The sequence below is a fragment of the Castellaniella sp. GW247-6E4 genome, assembly GCF_040276065.1.
GTDB lineage: Bacteria > Pseudomonadota > Gammaproteobacteria > Burkholderiales > Burkholderiaceae_B > Castellaniella.
Genome location: NZ_JBELOI010000004.1, coordinates 1 through 22491, shown reverse-complemented (window position 1 = coordinate 22491; position 22491 = coordinate 1). Strand labels below are relative to the sequence as shown.

The 22491-nt window shown below is 66.9% G+C and carries 23 protein-coding genes; 16 read left to right on the top strand and 7 right to left on the bottom strand.

The window, feature by feature from the left end; all coding sequences use genetic code 11:
- Window positions 1–232: 232 nt before the first annotated feature.
- The 3 genes from ABS761_RS06385 to ABS761_RS06375 are packed head-to-tail and all read left to right on the top strand — an operon-like array spanning window position 233 to window position 4870.
- Window positions 233–1567 (top strand): DegT/DnrJ/EryC1/StrS family aminotransferase, encoded by a 1335-nt coding sequence (locus ABS761_RS06385; RefSeq protein WP_350407301.1) that lies wholly within the window; start codon window positions 233–235, stop codon window positions 1565–1567.
- Entirely contained in the window at window positions 1564–3264 is a 1701-nt protein-coding gene (locus ABS761_RS06380; RefSeq protein ID WP_350407300.1) for a sugar porter family MFS transporter, read from the top strand. The genes ABS761_RS06385 and ABS761_RS06380 overlap by 4 nt, the downstream gene beginning before the upstream one ends.
- On the top strand, window positions 3257–4870 hold the full coding sequence (locus ABS761_RS06375; RefSeq protein WP_350407299.1) for a GMC family oxidoreductase: 1614 nt from the start codon (window positions 3257–3259) through the stop codon (window positions 4868–4870). Before ABS761_RS06380 ends, ABS761_RS06375 begins: the two co-directional genes overlap by 8 nt.
- Window positions 4871–4905: 35 nt before the next feature.
- On the opposite strand, the gene smpB is transcribed toward ABS761_RS06375, so the two are convergent.
- Complete coding sequence (gene smpB / locus ABS761_RS06370) at window positions 4906–5370, bottom strand: SsrA-binding protein SmpB (protein ID WP_350407298.1); 465 nt, start codon at window positions 5368–5370, stop codon at window positions 4906–4908.
- Between the two features lie 61 nt (window positions 5371–5431).
- Between smpB and ABS761_RS06365 the strand changes: the two genes are divergently transcribed.
- The 5 genes from ABS761_RS06365 (at window position 5432) to mmsB (ending at window position 9502) form a co-directional block, all read left to right on the top strand.
- Window positions 5432–5866, top strand: a complete 435-nt coding sequence (locus ABS761_RS06365; protein ID WP_350407296.1) for a type II toxin-antitoxin system RatA family toxin — start codon at window positions 5432–5434, stop codon at window positions 5864–5866.
- A gap of 5 nt (window positions 5867–5871) precedes the next feature.
- Window positions 5872–6183, top strand: a complete 312-nt coding sequence (locus tag ABS761_RS06360; RefSeq protein ID WP_350407295.1) for an RnfH family protein — start codon at window positions 5872–5874, stop codon at window positions 6181–6183.
- A gap of 88 nt (window positions 6184–6271) precedes the next feature.
- A complete protein-coding gene (locus ABS761_RS06355) occupies window positions 6272–7426 on the top strand; it encodes an acyl-CoA dehydrogenase family protein (RefSeq protein WP_350407294.1) in 1155 nt (384 codons plus the stop codon).
- Window positions 7423–8556, top strand: a complete 1134-nt coding sequence (locus ABS761_RS06350) for an enoyl-CoA hydratase/isomerase family protein (RefSeq protein ID WP_350407293.1) — start codon at window positions 7423–7425, stop codon at window positions 8554–8556. The genes ABS761_RS06355 and ABS761_RS06350 overlap by 4 nt, the downstream gene beginning before the upstream one ends.
- A gap of 58 nt (window positions 8557–8614) precedes the next feature.
- Window positions 8615–9502, top strand: a complete 888-nt coding sequence (gene mmsB / locus ABS761_RS06345) for a 3-hydroxyisobutyrate dehydrogenase (protein WP_350407292.1) — start codon at window positions 8615–8617, stop codon at window positions 9500–9502.
- Here mmsB and ygfZ read toward each other — a convergent pair whose 3' ends face one another.
- Window positions 9503–10402, bottom strand: coding sequence for a CAF17-like 4Fe-4S cluster assembly/insertion protein YgfZ (ygfZ, locus tag ABS761_RS06340; protein WP_350407291.1), 900 nt, complete (start codon window positions 10400–10402; stop codon window positions 9503–9505).
- A 151-nt stretch (window positions 10403–10553) separates the two neighbouring features.
- Between ygfZ and mltG the strand changes: the two genes are divergently transcribed.
- From mltG to ABS761_RS06315, 5 genes are read left to right on the top strand one after another with little or no spacing between them, the layout of a single operon-like run.
- Window positions 10554–11564, top strand: coding sequence for an endolytic transglycosylase MltG (gene mltG, locus ABS761_RS06335; RefSeq protein ID WP_350407290.1), 1011 nt, complete (start codon window positions 10554–10556; stop codon window positions 11562–11564).
- A complete protein-coding gene (tmk, locus tag ABS761_RS06330) occupies window positions 11561–12217 on the top strand; it encodes a dTMP kinase (RefSeq protein ID WP_350407289.1) in 657 nt (218 codons plus the stop codon). Before mltG ends, tmk begins: the two co-directional genes overlap by 4 nt.
- Complete coding sequence (holB, locus tag ABS761_RS06325; protein ID WP_350407287.1) at window positions 12214–13269, top strand: DNA polymerase III subunit delta'; 1056 nt, start codon at window positions 12214–12216, stop codon at window positions 13267–13269. The genes tmk and holB overlap by 4 nt, the downstream gene beginning before the upstream one ends.
- Before the next feature lie 16 nt (window positions 13270–13285).
- On the top strand, window positions 13286–14068 hold the full coding sequence (locus ABS761_RS06320; protein WP_350407286.1) for a TatD family hydrolase: 783 nt from the start codon (window positions 13286–13288) through the stop codon (window positions 14066–14068).
- Window positions 14069–14083: 15 nt separating this feature from the next.
- On the top strand, window positions 14084–14914 hold the full coding sequence (locus ABS761_RS06315) for an ankyrin repeat domain-containing protein (RefSeq protein WP_350407285.1): 831 nt from the start codon (window positions 14084–14086) through the stop codon (window positions 14912–14914).
- A 31-nt stretch (window positions 14915–14945) separates the two neighbouring features.
- On the opposite strand, the gene ABS761_RS06310 is transcribed toward ABS761_RS06315, so the two are convergent.
- The gene (locus ABS761_RS06310) at window positions 14946–15755 is read right to left on the bottom strand and encodes an RsiV family protein (RefSeq protein WP_350407284.1); all 810 of its coding nucleotides are present in this window, start codon (window positions 15753–15755) and stop codon (window positions 14946–14948) included.
- Window positions 15756–15967: 212 nt separating this feature from the next.
- On the opposite strand from ABS761_RS06310, the gene arsC reads away from it, so the two are divergent.
- Both arsC and ABS761_RS06300 read left to right on the top strand, forming a co-directional pair.
- Window positions 15968–16312 (top strand): arsenate reductase (glutaredoxin), encoded by a 345-nt coding sequence (gene arsC, locus ABS761_RS06305; protein ID WP_350407489.1) that lies wholly within the window; start codon window positions 15968–15970, stop codon window positions 16310–16312.
- Window positions 16313–16340: 28 nt separating this feature from the next.
- Window positions 16341–17126, top strand: a complete 786-nt coding sequence (locus ABS761_RS06300; protein WP_350407283.1) for a bestrophin-like domain — start codon at window positions 16341–16343, stop codon at window positions 17124–17126.
- Between the two features lie 44 nt (window positions 17127–17170).
- On the opposite strand, the gene ABS761_RS06295 is transcribed toward ABS761_RS06300, so the two are convergent.
- Window positions 17171–17926, bottom strand: a complete 756-nt coding sequence (locus ABS761_RS06295; protein ID WP_350407282.1) for an SDR family NAD(P)-dependent oxidoreductase — start codon at window positions 17924–17926, stop codon at window positions 17171–17173.
- Window positions 17927–18002: 76 nt separating this feature from the next.
- Complete coding sequence (locus tag ABS761_RS06290) at window positions 18003–19271, bottom strand: NAD(P)/FAD-dependent oxidoreductase (RefSeq protein ID WP_350407281.1); 1269 nt, start codon at window positions 19269–19271, stop codon at window positions 18003–18005.
- A gap of 190 nt (window positions 19272–19461) precedes the next feature.
- Between ABS761_RS06290 and ABS761_RS06285 the strand changes: the two genes are divergently transcribed.
- A complete protein-coding gene (locus tag ABS761_RS06285) occupies window positions 19462–19758 on the top strand; it encodes an acylphosphatase (protein ID WP_350407280.1) in 297 nt (98 codons plus the stop codon).
- Window positions 19759–19833: 75 nt separating this feature from the next.
- Here the strand turns inward: ABS761_RS06285 and ABS761_RS06280 are convergent, their stop codons facing one another.
- The gene (locus ABS761_RS06280; RefSeq protein WP_350407279.1) at window positions 19834–20745 is read right to left on the bottom strand and encodes a DNA-3-methyladenine glycosylase family protein; all 912 of its coding nucleotides are present in this window, start codon (window positions 20743–20745) and stop codon (window positions 19834–19836) included.
- Window positions 20742–21863: a bifunctional DNA-binding transcriptional regulator/O6-methylguanine-DNA methyltransferase Ada gene (gene ada / locus ABS761_RS06275; protein WP_350407278.1), complete on the bottom strand. Its 1122-nt coding sequence runs from the start codon at window positions 21861–21863 to the stop codon at window positions 20742–20744. Before ada ends, ABS761_RS06280 begins: the two co-directional genes overlap by 4 nt.
- Between the last annotated feature and the right edge of the window lie 628 nt (window positions 21864–22491).

Genomic DNA, 22491 nt, shown 5'->3' with positions numbered 1-22491 from the left:
CTCGCGGAAATGAGATTCTGGCTGGCGCAAGAGTGGCGCGAAACCAAGGGGTCTACAAGTGGTCCGTGCGTGATAAAAAATCTTTACAACTAGACTAAATTATACTTAAATTTGTTTCTTCGCTACAAACTCACGCTACAAAACCCACTGGAGTCGGTGTCTCACGACGGGTCTTTCGTAAGCTGTACAGAGTGGCACGCCGCCGGACTAGACTCATCCCGAGGAGCTTTCCATGCGCAGCGCAGATACAGCAAGCAAAGACACCCGTCTGGACGATGGCCGCCTGGCGATCGATGGCGGCACCCCCGTGCGTACTCGGCCACTGCCCTGGGAGTTGCCCGGCACGCACTGGATCGGCGAGGAGGAACGCGAGCTTGTCGAGCGCGTGATCCTCGCCCGCAGCCCCTTCCGCTTCTACGGCCCCGACCTCCAGGGGATGGTGGACACCTTCGAGAACGAATGGAAAACCGCGTTCGGGCATCGGCACGCCTTGGGCGTGTCCTCGGGCACGGCCGCGCTGAGCATCGCCATGTCCGCGCTCGAGATCGGGCCAGGCGATGAGGTCATGGTGCCGGGCTATCTGTGGGTGAGCTGCGTCTCGGCGATCGTGCGCGCTGGCGCCATCCCGCGCCTGGTCGACATTGACGACACGTTCTGCCTGGACCCCGAGGACCTCGAGCGCAAGATCGGGCCGCACACGCGCGCGGTCCTGTGTGTCCACATGAGCGGCGCGCCCGGCCGCATCGATCGCATCGCGAGATTCTGCCGAGACCGTGGGCTGGCCTTGATCGAGGACTGCGCCCAGGCCGCCGGGGCGAGCTTCAACGGCACGTCGGTCGGGCGCTTTGGCGATATCGGGATTTTCAGCTTTCAGCTCAACAAGAACATGACCTCGGGAGAGGGCGGCATGGTCGTCTGCCAAGACGATACATTGTTTCGACGAATCGTGGCCCTGCACGATCTCGGCTATCCACGCACATCGGCGGGGCGGCTCGACACCAACGACCCGAACATCCAGCTCTGGGGAGTGGGCGCGCGCATGCATGAACTCACCGGCGCCATGGCCCTGGCGCAGCTACGCAAGCTGCCGCGTGTCACCAGTGCCATGCGCTCGGCCAAATGGCGCATCCGCGAGGCCCTCGAAGGCACGCCCGGACTGGCGTTCCGGCGCATCCTCGACCCGGGGGGCGACACCGGTCCCTTCCTGCTGATGAGCCTGCCCGACGAAGCGCTGGCCGCGCGCTTCGTCAGTGCGCTGCGCGCCGAGGGCATCGCAGGTCCGGCGGGCAGCCTGGCCTGCCTGACCATGCGTGAATGGGGCCTGCACTGGTACTCGAATATTCCGAGCCTGGTGAACCGCCGGTCGAACAGCCGCGACGGGCATCCCTGGACACATCCCGCCAACGCCTTCGCCAAGGATTACGACTACCGCGCCGGGGTGTTGCCGGGCTGTGATGCGCTGCATGCGAACGGCGCGCTGCTAACCATCGCCTCCAGCCTTTCGGATGAGGACGTGGAGGACATCTCCACCGCCATGCGCAAGGTCGCGGCCGGGGTCCTGTCATGATTTACGTCGTCGCCATCATCGCCGGCCTGGCGGGGATTCTTTTTGGCTTCGACGAAGGCGTCATCGCCGGCGCGCTTGGCTATCTGCGCGAAGCGTTCACCATCACCCCGAGCGCGGAGGGTTTCATGACGGCCGCCGTCCCGCTCGGGGCCTTGTTCGGCGCGCTCGCCGCCGGCTGGAGCGCCGAGCGCTACGGGCGGCGGACCTCGCTGATCGCCGCGGCCGTGCTGTTCGTCCTCGGCGCAGTGGCCTCCAGCCAGATCACGGCGGTCTGGATGCTGAGCGCCGCGCGGCTGATACTGGGTTTCGCGGTGGGCGTGGCGGCGCTGGTGGCGCCCCTGTATATCGCCGAAAGCGCGCCCGCGCGCCAGCGCGGCATGCTGGTGTCGATCTACCAATTGGCGGTCACCCTGGGCATATTGGGCGCTTATGTCGTGAACTACGCATTCGACGACGACTGGCGCACCATGTTCCTGCTGGGTGCCGTCCCGGGCCTGGCCCTGTTCGCGGGAATGCTGTTTCTGTCCGACACGCCGCGCTGGCTGGCGAGCCGACGCGGCCCCGAGGCGGCCCGCGAGGCGCTGGCGCGGCTGCATGGCGCAGTGTCCGGCGACCCTGAAATCGAGCGCGAACTCGGGCAGATCATGGCGGCCGACCAGTCCGTCCGGAGCGAGAAGGGCGCGCAGTGGCGCGACCTTCTCGCCCAGGGCGTACGCCCGGCGCTGATTGTCGGCGTCGGCTTGTTCGCGCTGCAGCAGTTCAGCGGCATCAACGCGGTCATCTACTATGCGCCCACCGTCTTCAGAGAAGCTGGATTCGACTCGCACGGCACCCAGGTCCTGGCCACCATGGGCATCGGCGTAGTCAACGTCCTCATGACGCTCGTCGGCATGGCGCTGATCGACCGCATCGGCCGCAAGCCGCTGCTGTTCATCGGCTTTGGCGGCGCCGCGGCGAGCCTGGCGCTGATCGCGCTGGGCGCCTGGACCGAGGCGCAGTGGCTCGACCTCATCGCCGTGGTCGGACTGATCGCCTACATCGCGGCGTTCGCGGCCAGCCTGGGACCTTTGCCCTACGTGATGATGTCCGAGGTGTATCCACGGCATATCCGCGCCCTGGGCATGAGCATGGCCACGCTGGCCAACTGGGGGCTGAATTTCGTTGTCGTATTCTCGTTCCCGATACTGGTCGCGGCCTTCGGGCTGGGGGGCGTCTTCGCCTTCTATGCGCTGGTCTGTTTCGTCGGCCTGTTTTTTACGCGGCGCTATGTCCCCGAGACCAATGGCGTGCCGCTGGAGGCCATCGAGGCCCACCTCGCCTCGGGACAAGCCCTGCGCCTGCTGCGTCCCGGCATGACCGCGCCGGCGCCGGATATGCGGGCGGTCGAGGCCAGCCTCGCCCTGCCGCGTGAACGGGCCGAGGGGCTGGTTCAGGCCCTGATCGGGATGAGCCCCTATCGAGAGGACTTGCTACCCATGGCCGCGCGCGTCGCCGCGCTGGCTTACGACAACCACCAGGTGCGGGTGGCCCTGCACGCCATCTGGCTGCGTGTCGGCCAATCCGAATTGAGCCGCCACGCACTGGGCGCGGAGGGGCGGGTACTGACGATGTTCCTCGAGCACGTGCGCTACGCCTCGCCGGCATTCCTCGCTTCGGTCGGCGAAGGACCGAATGCCGAGGAGCCAAACCATGGCTGAGTTCGATTGCGAAGTCTGCATCGTCGGCACCGGCGCCGGCGGCGGCATTCTCGCCCATACGCTGGCCGGCGCCGGCATCGATGTGATGTCCCTCGAGCAGGGACCGGCGCTGCCCGACGATCAGTTCAGCCGTGTCATGCCTCCCGATGGCGGCGAGACGCTGGGCATCGGACCGAAAACGGTCTGGCCCAACGACCCCCATGACAGCCTGTTCATCCACCCGCTGTTTGCGGATGGCCGGACCGGATCGACCGCAAGACGCCCGGGTGGATTCCAGCATTTCCAGGTCCTCGCGCTCAACGGCCTGCAAAACCTGTGGAACGGGGTGAGCGTGCGTTTTTCGCCGGAAGACCTGCGCGGCTGGCCCATCGACTACGCCACGCTCGAGCCGCATTATGATGCCGTCGAGGAACTGATCACGGTCTGCGGGACTCGCGAGGGCCTTCCCGAACTGCCCGACGGGCACTACGTGCCGCCCAAGCCGCTGCGGCCCGCGGACCGGATCATCGTCGAGACGGTGCGCGCCCTGGGCGAACCCCATTCACACGCGATTCCCAATCGCAAGGCGATCAACACGCGCGAGGGTACGCCGCATAGCTGTATCTCGACCGGCATCTGTACTTCGGGCTGTCCGGTGGGTGCGGTCTACAAGTTCTCCGTCAGACTGCTGCCCTCGATCGCGTGCCGATCCAACTATCGCCTGCGCACCGGCGCCAAGGTCGTGCGCCTGCTGATCGACGACGATGGCCGGCGCGTGACCGCGGTGGAATACCTGGACGTCGCCACCGGCGAGCGCCACCGGGTCCGCGCCCGGTGCGTCGTGCTGGCGGCCGGCGCGGTTGAGACGCCGCGCATCCTGTTCAATTCGGCCAACGAACGATGCCCGCAGGGCCTGGCGAACCACGAGGACCAAGTGGGCCGGCGCCTGCAGGACAATCCCAAAGTCGTGCTGTCCACTTCGCTCTACAAGCTCTGGGGCAAGCGCCGCGACTACGATATCGGCTACGGTGATCTGCTGATCCTGCTGTCACGCGGGCGCCTGCCTGATGGTTCGGAGTTCCCCTTCATTGGCCACGCGATTCACGGCATCCCCACGACGCCGCACTATCTGGGCTCGATGCGTCATCTGGGCGCGGGACTGAAGGACCGGCTCGCGCGCGCCATGTTCCACAGCTATATGACGCTGGGGCTGTTCTGTGCGGGGGAGCCTCTGCCCGGCAATCGGGTGAGGCCGGGAGACTCGCTCGACGCCTGGGGGATTGCGCAGGTCGATATCGATTTTTCCGTGCCGGCGCGCGCGCACCAGCAGATGGACGCCATGATGGCCTGGGGGCGCAAGGTGCTGCGCCGCGCCTCCGCGACGCTCTACCACACCACACGCGACAACAGCGGCACGGGCATCCATTACGCCGGCACGACCGCCATGTCCGGCAGCGCGCGCGATGGCGTCGTGGACGCCGACCTGAAGGCTCATGGGCTCGAGAACCTGTACGTCTGCGACGGTGGCGTGGTGCCGGTGCTGCCCGACAAGCACCTGACCCTGACCATCATGGCGCTGGCGCACCGGCTGGGCGAGCACCTGGCGCGGCGCCTGCGGCAGGCTTGAGGCGCGCGCGCCGCGCGCGACGCGCTGCCGGCGGCTCAGTCGGCCCGGCCGCGCCGGGTGTCGTGCTTCATGAGGCGTTCTTTTTCACGCGCCCAGTCCTTGTCACGCGCCGAGTCCCGCTTATCATGGAGCTTTTTACCGCGTCCCAGTCCGAAATCGAGTTTGATGCGGCCATTTTTGTAGTGCAGGTTCAAGGGCACCAGGGTGTAGCCGCGCTGCTCGACCTTGCCGATGAGCTTGCTGATTTCGTCGGCCTTGAGCAGCAGCTTGCGGGTGCGGGTGGCGTTGGGGTGGATGTGCGTCGAAGCGGTGGGCAGGGGGCTGATGTGCATGCCGATGATCCAGAGCTCGCCATTGCGCACGATGACGTAGCTTTCCTTGAGCTGCACGTGCCCGGCGCGGATCGCCTTGACCTCCCAACCCTCGAGCACGAGCCCCGCCTCGAAGCGATCTTCGATGAAATAGTCGTGGGTCGCCTTGCGATTATCTACAATGCTCATGAGTCCATCGGGCCAGGGCCGCTAAAATCCTTCAATTCTATCCCATCCCTCCTGTTTATCGATGCATACCGTACAGCGTTCAGTCCTGGTTCCCTATCGCCCCGAGCAGATGTTCGACCTGGTGGCGGATGTCGCCCGATATCCCGAGTTCATGCCCTGGTGCGCTGGTGCCGAGGTGCAGTGGCGCAATGACGAGGGCATGCAGGCGACCCTGCGCATCAGCTTCGCGGGGATACGCCAGAGCTTCACCACCCGCAACGAGCACGAATTCCCCGATCGCATCGTTTTTCACCTGGTCGATGGCCCGTTCTCCAATCTGACCGGGCACTGGGCCTTTCGGGCCTTGGGAGGGGAGGGCTGCAAGGTTCTCTACACCATGGAGTACGCATTCGCGAGCCGCGCCCTCGAGGCCGTCATCGGCCCGGTGTTCAACCGGATCGCCACGAGTTTCATCGATTCGTTCACGCAGCGCGCGCGCGTGGTCTACGGGGCCTGAGCGCCATGCGTGTCAGCCTCGTGTTCGCGGCGCCAACCGGCCTTTGGCGCGAAGACCTCGATCTACCGCCCGGCGCGACCGTGGCGCAGGCCATCGCGCGTAGCGGTTTCGCGCGGCATCATCCCGAGTACGCCGATCCGATGCCCCCGGTCGGCATTTATGGCGAGCTCTGCGCGCCCGAACGCGCCTTGCGCGCCGGCGACCGGATCGAAATCTATCGCCCGCTGGTATTCGATCCCCTGGAGTCCCGCCGCCGCCGCGCCGACCACAAAGCCGCGGACGCCGGGGCGCCGGCCGGTCGCTCGTCGCGAGACTGAGTGCCCGGATACGCGCGCCCAGGAGGGCTTGGGGTCTGGCGTGTCCCGGTGTTACAGTTTAGGGCCTGTCGATCCGGAGACCCGCGACATGGATTTTCGCCTCAGCGAGGAACAACACGCTTTTGCGCAAGCCGCGCGCGAGTTCGCCCAGGGTGAGCTGGCCCCGAATGCGGCGTACTGGGACGAGCACGGCGTCTTTCCGCGAGCCGCCTTCGCCAAGGCGGGCGAGCTCGGGTTCTGCGGCCTGTATGCCTCGGAATCCATCGGCGGGCTGGGCCTGCCCCGGCTGGATGCCACTCTGGTGTTTGAGGAAATGGCGGCCGTCGATCCCTCTACCACGGCCTTCATCACCATCCACAATATGGCCACCTGGATGGTCGGCCAGTGGGCGCAGCCCGCGGTGCGCGACCATTGGGGGCCGCTGCTCGCCACGGGCGAAAAGCTCGCTTCCTATTGCCTGACAGAACCCAACGCGGGCTCGGATGCGGCGGCGTTGTCCACGCGGGCGCGGCGCGAGGGCGGGGGCTACGCCATTGATGGCGCCAAGGCCTTTATTTCAGGGGCCGGCGACACCGACCTGCTGGTCGTCATGGCGCGCACGGGGGGGCCGGGCGCGCGCGGCATTTCGGCCTTTGCCGTGCCCGCCGACACGCCGGGCATCCGGTACGGTCGCAAGGAACACAAAATGGGCTGGAACAGCCAGTCCACCCGGCCGATCGCTTTCGACGACGTGCGCATCCCCGCCGAAAACCGCCTGGGCGCCGAGGGCGAAGGCTTCAAGCTCGCCATGCGGGGCCTCGACGGCGGGCGCATCAATATCGCGACCTGTTCGGTGGGCGCGGCCCAAGGCGCCTACGAGGCGGCGCGCCGCCACATGGGCGAACGCCGCCAGTTCGGCCGCCCCTTGGCCGATTTCCAGGCACTCCAGTTCAAGCTGGCGGACGTGCTGACCCATATCGTGGCGTCGCGCCAGATGGTCCGCCTGGCGGCGGCCCGGCTGGACGCGGACGACCCCCAGGCCTCGTCCTATTGCGCCATGGCCAAGCGCCTGGCGACCGATCTATGCTTCCAATGCTGCTTGGATGCCCAGCAGATCCTCGGCGGCTATGGGTACCTCAAGGACTATCCCCTCGAGCGCCTGGTGCGCGACACGCGCGTGCACCAGATTCTCGAGGGCACCAATGAAATCATGCGCCTGATCGTTGCCCGCCAGGTGCTCGAGAACGGAGCCGATCTCAGATGAACGACCTCATCGTGTTCGAGGAACTCGAAGCCGCCAGCAACCATCGCATCGGTTTGGCGACCCTGAACAGCCCGCAGACACTCAACGGCGTGTCGCTGGCCATGTGCGAGCAGCTCGATGCGCGCCTGCGGGCCTGGCAGGACGATCCAAGCATCGCGGCCGTCCTGCTCGACGGCGCGGGCGGCAAGGCGTTCTGCGCCGGCGGCGACCTGCACAGCCTGTATCGCGCCATGCTCGAGAACAAGAGCGGCGAGGCCTGGGGCAACCCCTATGCCCGGCGCTTCTTCGAGGTGGAGTACCGTCTCGATTTCCTCATCCACCGCTATCGCAAGCCCTTGCTCTGCTGGGGCAATGGGATCGTGATGGGCGGGGGCGTCGGCCTGATGATGGGTGCGAGCCACCGCATCGTGACCGAGACCACGCGTTTCGCCATGCCCGAGGTCGCCATCGGCCTGTATCCGGACGTGGCGGGCACCTGGATGCTCAGTCACCTGCCGCGTGGAATCGGCGTCTTTCTCGCGCTCACGGGGGCGCAACTGGGCGCGTCGGACTGCCTGCGCCTGGGGTTGGCCGATCGCGCCTGCCGGTCCACGGGCCTGGAGGCCCTGCGCGCCGCCCTGGCCGCCACCTCCTGGAGCACGGATGTCGAGGCGCGTGCGGGTCAGGTCGATCGCCTCATCGACGGCTTGCCCGATCCCGAGCCGTTGGTCCCGGGGCCCTTGCAAATCCATTTCGATGCGATCCGGGCCGCCTGCGATCGCGCGGACTTCGCCGAAGTTTGCGCCGGGATCCGGGCCTGGACTGGCCACGAGGACCCGTGGCTCGCCCGCGCAGCCGCGACGTTTGCCGCCGGCTCGCCAGGCTCGGCGCGGCTGAGCCACACACTGATCGAGCGGATGCGGCCACTGTCGCTTGCCGATGTGTTTCGCGAGGAATACATCATCTCGCTGCATTGCACGGCCGAGGACGATTTCCAGGAAGGCATCCGGGCCCTGCTGATCGACAAGGACAAATCGCCGCGATGGCGGCCCGCCACCCACGAACAAGCCGATGCACGGTGGGTCGAGCGATTTTTTCGCCGCCCATGGCCCGAGGGCCAACCGCATCCGCTGGCCGACCTCCAGGCCTGAACCAAGCCTCGGGCACCGGCGGCCGCCGCGCACGCACTAAACCCCAAGGAGATCACGCATGAGCAGCCATATCGCATTCATCGGCCTGGGCCACATGGGCGCGCCCATGGCGTCGAACCTGCTCGAGGCGGGCCACCGTCTCAAGGTATTCGACCTGGTGCCGGCGGCGGTGCAGGCCCTTGCCGGGGCCGGCGCCGAGGCCTCGGCCAGCGCTGCCGACGCGGTGCGCGGTGCCGAGCTCGTGATCACGATGCTGCCCGCCAGCCGCCACGTCGAGGGCCTGTATCTCGGCAAAGAAGGCCTGCTCGGCGCAATCGCCCGGGGCACGCTGGTGCTCGAGTGCAGCACCATTGCGCCCGAGTCGGCGCGCAAGGTTTCGGCGGCGGCCATCGCCGTGGGCATCCGGATGCTGGATGCGCCGGTCTCGGGCGGCACGGCCGGCGCGGTGGCCGGCACGCTGACCTTCATCGTGGGCGGTGCCGCCACCGACCTGGAGGCTGCGCAGCCCTACCTGCGGGCCATGGGCAAAAACATCTTTCATGCGGGAGCGGCGGGGGCGGGGCAGGTGGCCAAGATCTGCAACAACATGCTGCTGGGCATCCTGATGGCGGGCACCGCCGAGGCGCTGGCCCTGGGGGTTGCGAACGGCCTTGATCCCAAGGTGCTGTCGGACATCATCGCCAAGAGCTCGGGTCGAAATTGGGCGACCGAGCTCTACAACCCCTGGCCCGGTGTCATGGAGCACGCGCCGGCCTCCAAGGGCTACAGCGGCGGGTTCGGGGTCGATCTGATGCTCAAGGACCTGGGCCTGGCCACCGAGGCTTCTGTCCAGAGCCGTAGCGCCACGCCCTTGGGCGGGCTGGCGCGCAACCTGTACGCCATGCTCAGCGCCCAGGGGCATGGCGGCCTGGACTTCTCGAGCGTGCTCAAGCTCTACGAGCGCTGATCAGGCGGGCGCCGCGGCCCGTGGCGGCACGAGACTCAGCGCGGGCCCGCCGGGCGAGGCCAGGGCATAACGCGTCGCCGGCCAGTCCGACAAGGTGATTTCGACGGCGGCGTGGACAGTGTCCGCGACCCTCGCCAGATCAATCACGCGCCCCACGGGCCGTTCGCCGCCGCCGGCCTCGAACAGGTCGTCGCCCGGCTGGGGCAGGGGATGCCCCTCGGGCCAGGTTGCGGTGCCATAGGCCATGCGCCGCTTGACCGCGCCCCGGTAATGCGCCCGTGCGATGACCTCCTGGCCTGGGTAGCAGCCTTTGCCGAAGTCGATGCCGCCGTTCAAATCCATGTCGAGCGCGGTCGGCAGGAACAGATCCTGGGTGGCCGCGCGGATCCAGGGCAGGCCCGCCGCCAGGTCGGCCGCATGCCATGCGCCGCCGTCCGGATCGACGCTCAGGGGCCGATCGGACACCCGCCAGGCCCGGGCCCGGGCGTCATGCGAGGGTGCGGCAATCCAGTCGCCATCGGCGTCCTGGCAGCGCATCCAAGGGGCCATGACGGGGGCGTCGTCCGAGTCTGTGCAGCCGTGGACATGAAGCCCGTCCTCGCGCCAAATGCGCACCTTGGCGCGCAACACGAACATGCTCAGGCGCCGCGCGACGGTCTCGGCCAGATCGCGTGCCAGCATCAGGCGAAAGGCCTCGGGCCCCGCGCGCCACACCACCAGATTGACCAGCATGCGGCCTTGCGCCGAGCAGTAGGCGGCGAGCCGCGCGTGGTCATCGGGCAGGCCCTGGACGGCATTGGTGATCTGGCTGTGCAGGAACGCCTCGGCGTCGGGCCCCTCGAGGGCGAGAATCGCAAGGTCGTCCAGTCGGGAGCAGGCCGGGCGGGATAACTCGGACATCGATATTTCACTCATTGAACACATGGGATGGGCGATACAGTTCCCATGATAGCCGTCCCGCCGCGAGACCGCATGCGAACCCGGACGCGTGGGCGGGGCATGACTGCAATTCCGCGCATCGCCTCCGGTGGGCTCGGTTAAACTGGCGCCCATGAGAACCATCAAACGCGTGTTCCTCTGGGGACTGGTCCTGTTGCTGGCGGCGATTGCCGCGGGCCTGCTCGGATCGGCCTACTGGGGCTGGCGCCAGGCGGTGCCCATGGCGGGCGAGGTGGCCGATTACGTCGTGGATTCGGGCAGCACGCCGCGCCAGATCGCTCAGACCATGCGGGACGCGGGCATCGAGATCCAGTCCGACGCCTTCGTGGCGCTGGCCCGCCTAAGCGGCCTGGACAAGCAGCTCAAGGCGGGCGCCTATGAGGCGCGCCGTGGGGACACGCCCTGGCGCCTGCTCGAGCGCATGGCCAACGGCGACATGACGCAAGTCCGGCTGACCTTCCCCGAGGGGTGGACCTACGCCCAGATCCGGGCGGCCCTGCGCACTGATCCCAACGTGCGTCAGACCCTGGACGGGGTCTCGGACGCCGACCTGCTGCACCGGCTTGATCTGGACGAGAAATCCCTCGAGGGGCTGTTCTATCCAGATACCTATGTCTTTTCGCCGGGCACCAGCGATTTCGACATCCTGCGCCGGGCCGTGCTGGCCGGCCGCCAAGCCCTCGACCGCGCCTGGGCGGGGCGCGACCCGGGCCTGCCCCTGAGCACACCCTACGAGGCCCTGATCCTTGCCTCGATCGTCGAAAAGGAAACCGGACACGATGCCGATCGCGGCCGGATCGCGGGCGTGTTCGTCAACCGCCTGCGCCTGGGGATGCCGCTGCAGACCGATCCCACGGTGATCTACGGCATGGCGGACGCCTACCAGGGAAAAATCCGAAAAAAAGACCTCGAACGCGACACGCCCTGGAACACCTATACCCGCCCCGGGCTGCCCCCGACGCCGATCGCCAGCCCCGGCAAGGCGGCCCTGGCGGCGACCCTGCATCCCGAAAGCCATGATTACCTGTACTTCGTGTCGCGCGGCGATGGCACCAGCGAGTTTTCCACCAATCTGTCCGCCCACAACCGGGCCGTGGGCACATATATTCTGAAACGCAAATGAGCGACGACCGCCGCAATGCCTGCTTCTTGACGCTGGAAGGCCTGGACGGCGCGGGCAAGAGCACGCATGTCCAATGGATGGCCGATGCCCTGCGCCGCGCGGGAATCGAACTGGTCTGCACGCGCGAGCCCGGCGGCACCGCGCTGGGCGAGGCCCTGCGCGAGCTGGTGCTGCGCGAGCCCATGGACTTGCGCACCGAAACCCTGCTGATGTTCGCCGCCCGCAACGAGCACCTGCGCACCGTGATCCTGCCGGCGCTCGAGCGTGGCCAGTGGGTGCTGTGCGACCGCTTCACCGACGCGACCTACGCTTACCAAGGAGGTGGGCGCGGCCTGGGGCCGGCCCCGATCGCGGCGCTCGAAGCCTGGGTTCAGGGGGAGTTCGCCCCCGATCGCACCTTTCTGTTCGACGTTCCGCTGGCGGTCGCGCGCCAGCGCCTGGACGAGGGGCGCGATGCGCCGGACCGGTTCGAGCGCGAGGGCGCCGCCTTCTTCGAGCGTACTCGCGCCGCCTACCATGCACGCGTCGCCGCGCATCCCGAACGCTTTACGGTTATCGACTCGACCCAGAGCATCGACCACACCCGCGGCGTCCTGGCCGCTGAGCTGCGCGCACTGCTGGCATCGCACGGCCGCGACCCGGGGGGCTTGTGAACACGCCGAGCCATGACGGTGGATTCCTGCCCTGGCAGGTGACGGCGGCGCGCGCGTGGCTGGCCGACCGCGAACGCTACGCCCACGCGTGGCTGATCCACGGGCTGCGCGGCGTGGGCCAGATCGAATTCGCCCTGGCCGGCGCGGCTGCGCTATTGTGCGAGACACCCACTGACGGTCTGGCCTGCGGCGCCTGTCAGGCCTGCGGCTGGGTGGTTGCGGGCAATCATCCCGATCTGCGGCGGATCCGGCCCGAGGCGACCGCGCTCGCCGAAGGCTGGGGCGCCGATGCCGAACCCTCCGCCGAAGGCAAGAAAAAACAACCCTCGCGCGAGATTCGTGTCGAGCAGGTCCGCGGACTGTTGCCCTGGTTCAACACCGCGACTCACCGGGGCGGGTGGCGCGTGGCGGTCTTGTACCCGGCCGAGGCCCTGAACGTCATCTCGGCCAATACCCTTCTCAAAATCCTCGAAGAGCCTCCCGAGCACACCATATTCCTGCTGGCTGGCCAGGCGCCCGACCGCCTGTTGCCCACGCTGGTGTCGCGCTGCCGCCGATTTCCGCTGCCGGTGCCCGACGCTGGCGCGGCGCGGGCCTGGCTCGAGTCGCAGGGGGTCGAGCCGGCCGACGCCTGGCTGTCGGCCTGCGGCGGGGCGCCTTTGCGGGCGCTCGAACGCGCGCGCGCCGGCGGACCGGCCTGTCCGGCCTGGCTCGAGAGCTTCCTCGCGCTGTGCGAAGGGCGCGGCACGGCGGGCGATCTCGCCGATGCGCTCGCCGACGAGGAGATCGCCGACTGGGTCGATGGCTTCCAGCGCCTGCTGGTCGACCTGGCCTTGAGGGCGGGTGGCGGCCCTTCACGGTATTTTCCAGCCCAGGCGGCCCGCATCGAGCCCTTGGCCGCACGTCTGGATGCCCGCCGCCTCGCCGAGGCGGCGCACTGGCTCGCCCGCCAGCGCCGGCTCTCGGGCCATGCGCTCAACCCCCGTTTCCTCGCCGATCACGCGGTGGCCCTGCTGCTCAAGGCCTGCGCCCCCGCCCCGATTGGCGCCTGATGCACGGAACCTTCCCATGTATGTCGATTCGCACTGCCATTTGAATTTTCCCGACCTGGCGGGCCGTCTGCCCTCGATCCTGGACGACATGCGCGCCGCCGACGTTGGCCACGCACTGGTCGTCAGCGTGAACCTGCGGGATTGGCCCGGCCTGATGGCCCTGGTCGAGGATCGGCCCAACCTCCACGCCTCGGTGGGCGTACACCCCGACAACGACGCCGAGGACGACGACGGGGCCGAGCCGAGCCTGCAGGACCTGCTCGAGCGGGCGGCGCATCCCAAGGTCGTCGCCATCGGCGAAACGGGCCTGGACTATTACCGCCTGGCCGAGCCCCTGGACTGGCAGCGGGACCGTTTTCGCACCCATATCCGCGCCAGCCTCGAGACCGGGCTGCCACTGATCATCCACACCCGCTCGGCGGCCGAGGACACCTTGCGCCTCATGCGCGAGGAGGGCGCCCACACGGGTGTCATGCACTGTTTCACGGAATCCTGGGAGGTGGCGCAGGCGGCCATGGCGCTGGGGTTTTATATTTCATTCTCGGGCATCGTGACCTTCAAGAGCGCCACCGCCTTGCAGGACGTGGCGCGCAAGGTGCCGCTCGATCGCATGCTGATCGAGACGGATTCCCCCTACCTGGCCCCTGTGCCGTATCGCGGCAAGCAGAACGACCCGTCCAAGGTGGTGCACGTGGCCGAGAAGATCGCTCAACTGCGTGGCGTGCCGGCGAGCACGATCGCCCAGGCGAGCACCGATAATTTCTTTGCCTTGTTCAGCAAAATTGGGCGCACGACTTGATTGCGAGGAGCTCTCATGACCAAGACACAGGCGCGCAGCGCGCCAACACCCCATCGCATTTCATCTTTGGCGGCGTGGAGCCTCCTGTTGTGCCTGCTGGCCATCGGCTGGGCGGCACGCGCGGCCCAACCGACGGCCGACTGGTGGTCGGCCATCCGCCGCGACGATCTCTCGACCGTGCAGACCATGCTGCAGCGGGGCACCGACCCCGCGGCCCTCAATGCCATCGGCAATCCGGCCCTGACGCAAGCGGCTCGCGACCAATCGTGGAAGGTATTCGATCTCTTGCGCATCGCGCGCGGGGTCGAAATCGATCAACCCAACGCCTACGATGAAACACCCTTGATGTACTTGTGCATCCTGGGCCAGACCGAGCGGGCGGCCGGGCTGATCGACGCAGGCGCGCAGGTCAACCGCCTGGGCTGGACACCCTTGCACTACGCCGCCTCCAAGGCGCGGATGGACACCGCACGCCTGCTGATCCAGCGGGGCGCCATCGTCAACGCGCCGGGACCGGACGGCACCACACCCCTGATGATGGCCGCCCTGTCGGGCAACGAACCCATGGTGCGCCTGCTGCTCGAGCATGGGGCGGACGCCACCATGTTCAATACCCAGCGTGAGACGGCGGCGGACTGGGCGCTCAGGGGCAAGCACAGCGCGCTGGCCGCCAAGCTCCAGACCCTGGACCAGGAGGCCGCCGCGCGCCGCCAGTCGGGCGATGCCGCCACGTCCGCCGCCGCGAAGCCGCCGGCCAAATCCTCCAAGCCGCGGGCAGAGGACAAGAGTTCTTTTTCCCGCTACTTCGACCTGGACCGCTTCGAGGACACGCCGGCGGGCCAATAAGGGGAGGGCGCTCGCACGCCCGCCTGGCCGCTCAGGCGGCCGGCAGGTAGCGTGGGCGCAGGATGCCCCGCAACTCGGCGTAGGGGATCAGCAGCTCTGGGTGACCCGACGAATAGGGCGCGATCTGGTAGGACTGGTACTTGGCCACGACTCCCAGGTCGGTGATGGCGACATTGTCCGTGGCACGAAACGGCCAGAGGCGGCTGTAGTTCTGGGGATCCTCGCGTGCGGCTGGATTGTCCTGCAGCCAACGGGCATGCGCCCGGCGCAAGGCCTCATCGAAGGCGGGACGCGCGCCCGGCGCCAGCAGGTCGTCCAACGCAAGCGCCTTGCGCGTGTCATTGTCCCAATTCAGAAACTGGATCCCCGAGATTCCGTGGGCCATGCCGGTGCGATACTGGCCCGCATTCAGCTCGACGACGGTGATGTGCCGATTGCGGTAACGCGTACGCGCCTGCAGCCAGGTCTCGTCGCGCGGACCGGCGGTCTTCCAGAAATAGGGCTCGTACTCGGCAATGGTGAAGTAGGGGACGGGCTCGTCCTGATCCAGCCACGTCATGGTCACCAGCGCGTGGTCGACCAGCTCGGTCAGCATGCGATGCCCCGGAAAGGCCAGCGAGTCGACGACCAGCTTGGGACACTCGCCCTTGCAGCCCGGGCGGGTATGGGTCCATGCGACCTTTTGCGTGAACAGGCCGTCCTTGCTGGTCTGCTGGTCGAGCTCGGAGGGGATCAACGAGATCCGGTCGCTGGGCGTCGCGCAGGCCGCGAGCAGCAGCGCGCAGGCCGCCGCACCCAGGATGCCGCGCCCCCGCGCGGCGAACCGATGCGGTGCCTTCATTGCGTGCTCCCGGTGCTCTGGCCGAACAGGGGCCGGCGCGCGGCCTCGCGGCTCGGCGCCCCCCTGATCGGGAGTGATCGGCGTGATCCTGTGCCCATCGGGCGTCGTCCAGTCATAGTGATCCATCATGGAGGGATATTCCTTGTTCATCAATCTGGAATGATCGTGGATAATGACGCATCCCGTCATGCGAGATGCCAGTGACCACCCAGATGATCAAAATCTACCACAACCCACGTTGCGGCACGTCGCGCAGCGCCCTGCAGGCCATCGAATCCAGTGGCCAGCCCGTCGAAATCATCGAGTATCTCAAGACCCCGCCTGTGGGGGATGAGCTGCGCGCGCTGATCCGCGCCGCCGGCCTCACGGTGCGCGAGGCCATGCGCGCCAAGGAGCCCGTCTACCAGGACCTCGGCCTGGACGCCCCCGCGCTGTCCGACGAGCAATTGCTGGCCGCGATCGAACAGCACCCAGTGCTCCTGAACCGCCCGTTCGTCGTCACCGAAAAGGGCACTCGCCTGTGCCGCCCCCTCGAGAGAATCCAGGAAATTCTTTAGGGCGCATGGGCGTCAAGAGAGACCAGCCATGCCTTTATTCGAGTTCGTTTATCAACTGCCCGATTGGGCGCTCTTTGTCCTCTCGGTCGTCGAGGTTGGCGTCATCGGTGCCTGCTCGATTGGCCTGATGCGGCTGCTGCGCAGGATCTGGCCCGAGCGCCACGGGGCGAACCTCGTCAGCACCATGCTCTCGGGCATTTTGCTGCCTACGGGAATGGTGATCGCCTTTGTCGCGGCCGACGTCTGGCAGACCGATGCCAAGGGGCGCAATGCGGTCGAACAAGAGGCGATCGCGGTCTCGGACACCTTGCGCATCGCGCGCTTCCTCGCCCCTGAGGCCCGCGAGGCGGTCCTGTCCGACATCAACCGCTACATCCGCGAGGTTGTTGAGGAGGAATGGCCCCTGATGGCCAGAGGCCAGGCGAGCGATACGGCCGAAAGCCTCCTCGAAGCCCTGGTCGTCACCTCGGTGAGTGTTGAAGGCAGCGTTCAGGAATTCAGCCAGCGCCGCGCCGCCCAGGAGCTGCGGCGCTACGTCCTCGAGATCGAGCGGGCGCGCAACCAGCGCCTGATCGTCTCGCACCAGCATGTCAGCATCACCAAGTGGTTCGCGGTCCTGATGCTGTTGTTCGTCTCGGCCTGCGTGATGGCCGAGCTGCACATGGCCCACAAGCGTCCGATGTACGTGTCGATGGGCCTGTTTTCCCTGGGGTTCGGCGCCACGCTATTCCTGATTTCAGCCTACGACGGGCCTTTTAAAGGGACGAGCAACATCGAGCCGATCTCGCTGACCGTGATGCTGCTCAAAGGCTGAAGCCGACCGTCGTCCCGTCCCCCGTCCGAGAGGGTCGGGTCTTTTCAGCTCTGCCGGTGGATCTTCATCCCGGCAAAGCTCTGGGCCACGGGCATCAGCTCGATGCTGTTGATGTTCACGTGCGCGGGGCGCAGCGCCGCCCAGGCCACGGTTTCGGCGATGTCCTCGGCGCTGATGGACTGTACGCCCTCGTAGACGGCGGCCGCGCGCTCGGCATCGCCTTCGAGGCGAACGACCGAGAACTCGGTGCCGCCGCACAGCCCCGGCTCGATATTGGTGACACGCACCCGTGTCCCCCACAGATCGGCGCGCAGGTTCAGGCTGAGCTGTCGCACGAAGGCCTTGGTGGCGCCGTAGACATTGCCGCCCGGATACGCGTAATTGCCAGCCACCGAGCCGATGTTGATGATGTGACCGCTGTCGCGCTCGACCATGCCTGGCAGGGCCTTTCGCGTCACTCGGGACAGGCCCAGGACGTTGGTCGCGATCATGCGCTCCCAGTCCTCCATCCGCGCTTCCTGGGCGGGCGCCACGCCCAGCGCCAGGCCCGCGTTGTTCACCAGCAGGTCGAGATGGGGAAAGCCGGCCTGAATCCACTCGAAAGCGCGGTCGACCGACCCGGTGTCGCTGACATCCAGTTCGAGCGGATGGAACGCGGCGCCGAGCTCAGCGCGCAGCGCCTCGAGTCTGTCGGCGCGCCGGGCGGCGCCAATCACCGTATAGCCGAGTTCGACGAACTTCCGGGATATGGCCGTGCCGAAGCCGGCCGATGCGCCGGTCACCAATGCGATGCTGCCCATGTCGCGACGTCCTTTCTTCTGGGAAATTGGGAAATGATCGTCATACGATACCACCTGCGCGCGCGGGCAGCGGCGCTCAGGGTTGGATGGAGGAGGGTATGCCGACCGGAAAATCCCGGCCGCGGTGCGTGACGGGCAGGCTGCGACCCTTGAGCAGGATGTTCCAGTAGAACCACGGCATGAACGAGCGCTTCAGCCACCAATACACACGGCGTGGAACGCGCGGATCGACGGGAAAACTCGGCGTGATCGCGCCGCCATAGGTGAACTCGGCCAGCAGGACCTTGCCCACCGATGTCGTCAGCGGGCACGCGGCATAACCGTCGTAACTTTCGGTGTTGCCCGCGCCGCGCAGCGCCCGCAGCAGGTTGCCGACCAGGACGGGAGCCTGGCCCTTGATGGCCGCGGCGGTCTTGCTATTGGGCGTCGAAGTGCAGTCCCCCAGGCCGAACACGTTCGAATAACGGACATGCCGCAGCGTGTGTCTGTCGACGTCCAGCCAGCCGCTGGCATCGGCCAGCGGACTGCGGCGAATGAAATCGGGCGCGCTCTGCGGCGGCACCACGTGCAACAGATCGTAGGACACCTCTTCGCGCACGACACGGCCATCGATCATCGACTCGAAGATGGCGATCCTTTCCGGCCCGCGGACCTGGATCAGGTTTTGTCCGAAATGCGGCTGGGCGCCATAGGAGGCCATGATCCTGTCCAGGGCCTGGGCATAAAAGGGCACGCCGAACACCGCGGCACCCGCCGTGCGGAACTGCAGACGGACGGCCCCGATGCCATTGCGGCGGAAATGGTCGGCGGCGAGATACAGGGCCTTTTGCGGGGCGCCGGGGCATTTCACCGCGCCCGCGGGCTGCGTGAACACCGCCGTGCCGCCCCGGAACCGCTGCACCAGTTCCCAGGTATAGGGGGCCAGGTCATAGCGATAGTTGCTGGTGACGCCATCCTTGCCCAGGGCCTCGCTCAGGCCTTCGATGGCGTCCCAGTTCAACTGGATGCCGGCGGCGACCACGAGGTACTCGTAGCTCAGCGCGGAGCCGTCCGCCAGTTCGGCTCGCCGCTCGTCGGGCAGCAGCGCCGTCACGGCCTGTGCGATGTGGTGGACGCCCAGAGGCAGGCAGTCGCGCAGCGGCCGGCGGGTGTCCTCGGCCCGATAGGCACCGCCGCCGACCAGGGTCCATGCGGGCTGATAGTCGTGATTGAGCGCCGGATCGATGATCGCGATGTCCAGATCGGGCCGCGCGCGCCGCAGGCGTGCGGCGACCGAGATCCCACCTGTTCCCGCGCCGACGATGGCGATGGTATGTTTGCGAATGGGGGATATGCTGGCGCTCATGATTGCCTCGGGCCTTGCGCGGCGGGAAATGAATCGATTCGCGTCATTCTAGGTGGAGCGACCAAGCCCGGGAACGATTGTTGGGTAATGTCCTTATGACCGATTTCGCGCAAAACCCTTTGCATGACCAGATTTTGATGCAGGGAGGGGCGGCTGCGCGCCCAGCGCCAAAGCGGATAGAATGTCGCCCATGAAATCGCTGTCTTCCCATCTCGAGGTCGAAACGCTCTCTGTTCTGGTCCGTGGCAAGGTTCAAGGCGTGGGCTTTCGCGCGGCGACGGTGCGCCAGGCCCATCTGCTCAGACTGGGCGGCTGGGTGCGCAATCTGGACGACGGGCGCGTCGAGGCCCTGTTGCAGGGCGAGCACGACGCCCTGGACCGGATGCTGTCATGGCTGCTTCAGGGGCCACCCATGGCGCGCGTGGACGAGGTCACGCACGAGGACGTCCGCACGCAACGGCACTACGACCGCTTCGAGCAGATTTAGCGCCCGGCCGATTCTCATGTGCGAACGACGGAGGCGGCCGGCGGGTGGCGCCGCGAAACGAGGCGACGAACCGCTTCAATAGCCCGCGTCGGACTGTGCCGCCCACAGATGCGCCGCCAGCAGCGCCCGCCAGGGGGCGAACGGCAGCAGCCATTCGCGGGCTTGGGCTTCGCCAATGCGCTCGGGGGCACCGAGCAAGGCCTGAATGCCGCGCCGCACGGCGACGTCGCCGTGCAGCGACCCGTCCAGCCAGCCAAAGCCGCGCAGCAGCGCGTAATCCACGGTCCAGGGGCCGATGCCCTTGATCGCCAGGAGGCCGCTGCGAATCGCCTCGATCGGCAGGTCCCGCAGCCAGTCTTCCAACGGTAGCGAGCCGTCGGCGACGGCACGGGACAAGGTCGACAAGGTCCGAGCCTTGGCCGCCGAAAAACTCGCGGCCCGCAGGATATCCTCGTCCAGCGCGGCGGCCGCGGTGGCATCAGGATGGCACCACAGGCCCGAGGAGTGGCGGATGTCGACCGCCCGCACGAGCTTGCGGCGCAGGGAAATGGCCACCGCCACGCTGATCTGTTGGCCGGTGATTGCCCAGGTCAGCGCCTCGAACGGCGTGGCCGCCATGGGCACGCGCAAACCTCGCCGCGGCGCGAGCAGGGGGCCGATCAGGGGATGGCTGAGGTATAGGGCCTCGAAGGCGTCGATATCCTGGTCCAGGCCCAGCAAGCGGCGCAGCATGGCCGCGAACCGCGCGGATTCGTCCGCGGACCCGTGAACATCGCCGTCCACGGCCAATTCGGCCGTCGCCCGTCCGCCCGCGAGGCGCAGCGACAGGCAAGCCGGTTCACCATGCCAGACCAGGCCCTTGCGCATGCAGTCGCCCTCGACCCGTTCGGCCAGGCCTTCGCGATCACGCCGATGGAATGCCAGCACCTCCTGGGCGCGAAAATCCGGCGGCAGGCGCAAGGTGCATGACAATCGACGGCCTTTCACGCGGCATCCTCCTCGTGTTCGCGTTCCAGCAGGATGCGTTTGCGGTCCACGCCCCAGCGATAGCCCGCCAGCCCCCCATCCTGGCGCAAAACCCGATGGCAGGGAATCGCCACCGCCAGGCGATTGCTCGCGCAGGCCCGGGCGGCGGCGCGCACGGCGGCGGGCATGCCGATTTTGCGGGCCAGATCCGCATAGCTGAGCGTGCATCCCGGCGGAATGTCCCGCAGCGCGGCCCAGACCCGCTGCTGGAACACCGTCCCTTGGATATCCAGCGGCAGATCCAGGCCCAGGCGCGGCGCCTCGACGAACCCGACCACGCGCGCCACCAGATGCTCAAAATCGGCGTCGCCACCCAGCAGATCGGCGCGGGGGAACATGTCCTCGAGGTCGCGCAGCAGCGGCTCGGGCTCGTCGCCGATCAGAATGGCGCACAGGCCGCGATCCGTGGCGGCCACCAGGATCGCCCCCAGGCTGCATTGGCCGATGGCAAAACGGATCGTCACGCCTGCGCCCCCCGCCCGGTACGTGCGCGGCGCCATGCCCAATACCCGGTCCGATTCCTCATAAAAACGGCTGCCGGACGGGTAGCCGGCCTCGTAGATCGCCTCGGTCACCGAGGGTCCGGCTCGCCCTGGGGACAGGGCCTCGCGCAGTCGCCGCGCACGACAGTTCGCGCCATAGGCCCTGGGCGTGAGGCCCGTGACGGCCTTGAAGACCCGATGCAAGTAGTGGGGGCTCAGACTGCTGGACTTGGCCAGCGCCTGCAGTGTGAGGGGGGATTCCGAGGCCTCGATCCGGCGGCACAGCCCGGCCACCAGGGCCGCCTGGCGGTCGGCCAAAGGCGGTAAGTCCGGGCGACAGCGCCGGCAAGGCCGGAAACCGGCGGCCAGGGCGGCGGCCGCGCTATTGTGAAACCGGACATGTTCGGGGCGCGGCGTGCGGGCGCCGCAGGACGGCCGGCAGAACACGCCGGTGGTGTCGACGGAATAAAAGAAATGGTCGTCAGCTTTGGGGTCGCGCGCCAAGACCTGCGCCCAGCGCGGATCGTCCAGCGTGGCGCGCGCCTCGCGTCGGTCGGCTGGCTGCCTCCCGCGTGCGGTGTGTGATGTGAGGGTCATGATCCGGGTCCGGTCGTTTGGGTAGGGCCACGATAGCGCCGGCCGTGGCCGGGCGCACCCCGAAGCTTGCTTTTGAATTCTAGCGCCGGAGGAGTGCGCAGAACTAAACGCGGATAATTTCACAATGTGGTATGTGCTTTTATTTCAATAGCTAACAGACACATCTTAATCTAGATTATATAAGTTCTAGCCGACTTTAGTTCCATTTTAATCGCCTATTCAATCGATGCTGGTAGGCATCGGAACTAAAGTTGGCAAATTGATGCTGCTGCGGGCCTACTTCGATTTCAATCACCACGAAAGTGTTGAGTGGTGGCCCCTTGACTGTGATTGTCTGTGCTCAATCACCACAGCACTCGCCTTATGCTGAGTCTGAAGTGAACTCTAATGCGATTTATATAGCATAAATTAGCATTTATGGAATATTAGTATACCGTGTAAGTGGTTGATTTCAAGCAATAATTTTATTGACAAGCGCCCTACATGATCTAGGGAAGGTCTGATCAAGCCGATTTCAGAATCCGCTTTTCCAGCCCAATCGACTCGGTTTTCATAATGCAGAAAAATTGCTCAAAAATAGGCCAAAAGCGGGATGATTTTCACCGCGACAGGCCCGTTTTGGGCGCTC

What these genes read in the sequence shown, in the direction of transcription:
- ABS761_RS06355 (WP_350407294.1), top strand. Translation starts at nt 6,272, where the DNA reads ATGGATTTTCGCCTCAGCGAGGAACAACACGCTTTTGCGCAAGCCGCG.
- ada (WP_350407278.1), bottom strand. Translation starts at nt 21,863, where the DNA reads ATGACCCTCACATCACACACCGCACGCGGGAGGCAGCCAGCCGACCGA.
- ABS761_RS06350 (WP_350407293.1), top strand. Translation starts at nt 7,423, where the DNA reads ATGAACGACCTCATCGTGTTCGAGGAACTCGAAGCCGCCAGCAACCAT.
- ABS761_RS06375 (WP_350407299.1), top strand. Translation starts at nt 3,257, where the DNA reads ATGGCTGAGTTCGATTGCGAAGTCTGCATCGTCGGCACCGGCGCCGGC.
- mmsB (WP_350407292.1), top strand. Translation starts at nt 8,615, where the DNA reads ATGAGCAGCCATATCGCATTCATCGGCCTGGGCCACATGGGCGCGCCC.
- ABS761_RS06315 (WP_350407285.1), top strand. Translation starts at nt 14,084, where the DNA reads ATGACCAAGACACAGGCGCGCAGCGCGCCAACACCCCATCGCATTTCA.
- ABS761_RS06360 (WP_350407295.1), top strand. Translation starts at nt 5,872, where the DNA reads ATGCGTGTCAGCCTCGTGTTCGCGGCGCCAACCGGCCTTTGGCGCGAA.
- ABS761_RS06290 (WP_350407281.1), bottom strand. Translation starts at nt 19,271, where the DNA reads ATGAGCGCCAGCATATCCCCCATTCGCAAACATACCATCGCCATCGTC.
- ABS761_RS06310 (WP_350407284.1), bottom strand. Translation starts at nt 15,755, where the DNA reads ATGAAGGCACCGCATCGGTTCGCCGCGCGGGGGCGCGGCATCCTGGGT.
- ABS761_RS06385 (WP_350407301.1), top strand. Translation starts at nt 233, where the DNA reads ATGCGCAGCGCAGATACAGCAAGCAAAGACACCCGTCTGGACGATGGC.
- ABS761_RS06300 (WP_350407283.1), top strand. Translation starts at nt 16,341, where the DNA reads ATGCCTTTATTCGAGTTCGTTTATCAACTGCCCGATTGGGCGCTCTTT.
- ABS761_RS06365 (WP_350407296.1), top strand. Translation starts at nt 5,432, where the DNA reads ATGCATACCGTACAGCGTTCAGTCCTGGTTCCCTATCGCCCCGAGCAG.
- ABS761_RS06285 (WP_350407280.1), top strand. Translation starts at nt 19,462, where the DNA reads ATGAAATCGCTGTCTTCCCATCTCGAGGTCGAAACGCTCTCTGTTCTG.
- ABS761_RS06295 (WP_350407282.1), bottom strand. Translation starts at nt 17,926, where the DNA reads ATGGGCAGCATCGCATTGGTGACCGGCGCATCGGCCGGCTTCGGCACG.
- mltG (WP_350407290.1), top strand. Translation starts at nt 10,554, where the DNA reads ATGAGAACCATCAAACGCGTGTTCCTCTGGGGACTGGTCCTGTTGCTG.
- tmk (WP_350407289.1), top strand. Translation starts at nt 11,561, where the DNA reads ATGAGCGACGACCGCCGCAATGCCTGCTTCTTGACGCTGGAAGGCCTG.
- ygfZ (WP_350407291.1), bottom strand. Translation starts at nt 10,402, where the DNA reads ATGTCCGAGTTATCCCGCCCGGCCTGCTCCCGACTGGACGACCTTGCG.
- ABS761_RS06320 (WP_350407286.1), top strand. Translation starts at nt 13,286, where the DNA reads ATGTATGTCGATTCGCACTGCCATTTGAATTTTCCCGACCTGGCGGGC.
- smpB (WP_350407298.1), bottom strand. Translation starts at nt 5,370, where the DNA reads ATGAGCATTGTAGATAATCGCAAGGCGACCCACGACTATTTCATCGAA.
- arsC (WP_350407489.1), top strand. Translation starts at nt 15,968, where the DNA reads ATGATCAAAATCTACCACAACCCACGTTGCGGCACGTCGCGCAGCGCC.
- ABS761_RS06380 (WP_350407300.1), top strand. Translation starts at nt 1,564, where the DNA reads ATGATTTACGTCGTCGCCATCATCGCCGGCCTGGCGGGGATTCTTTTT.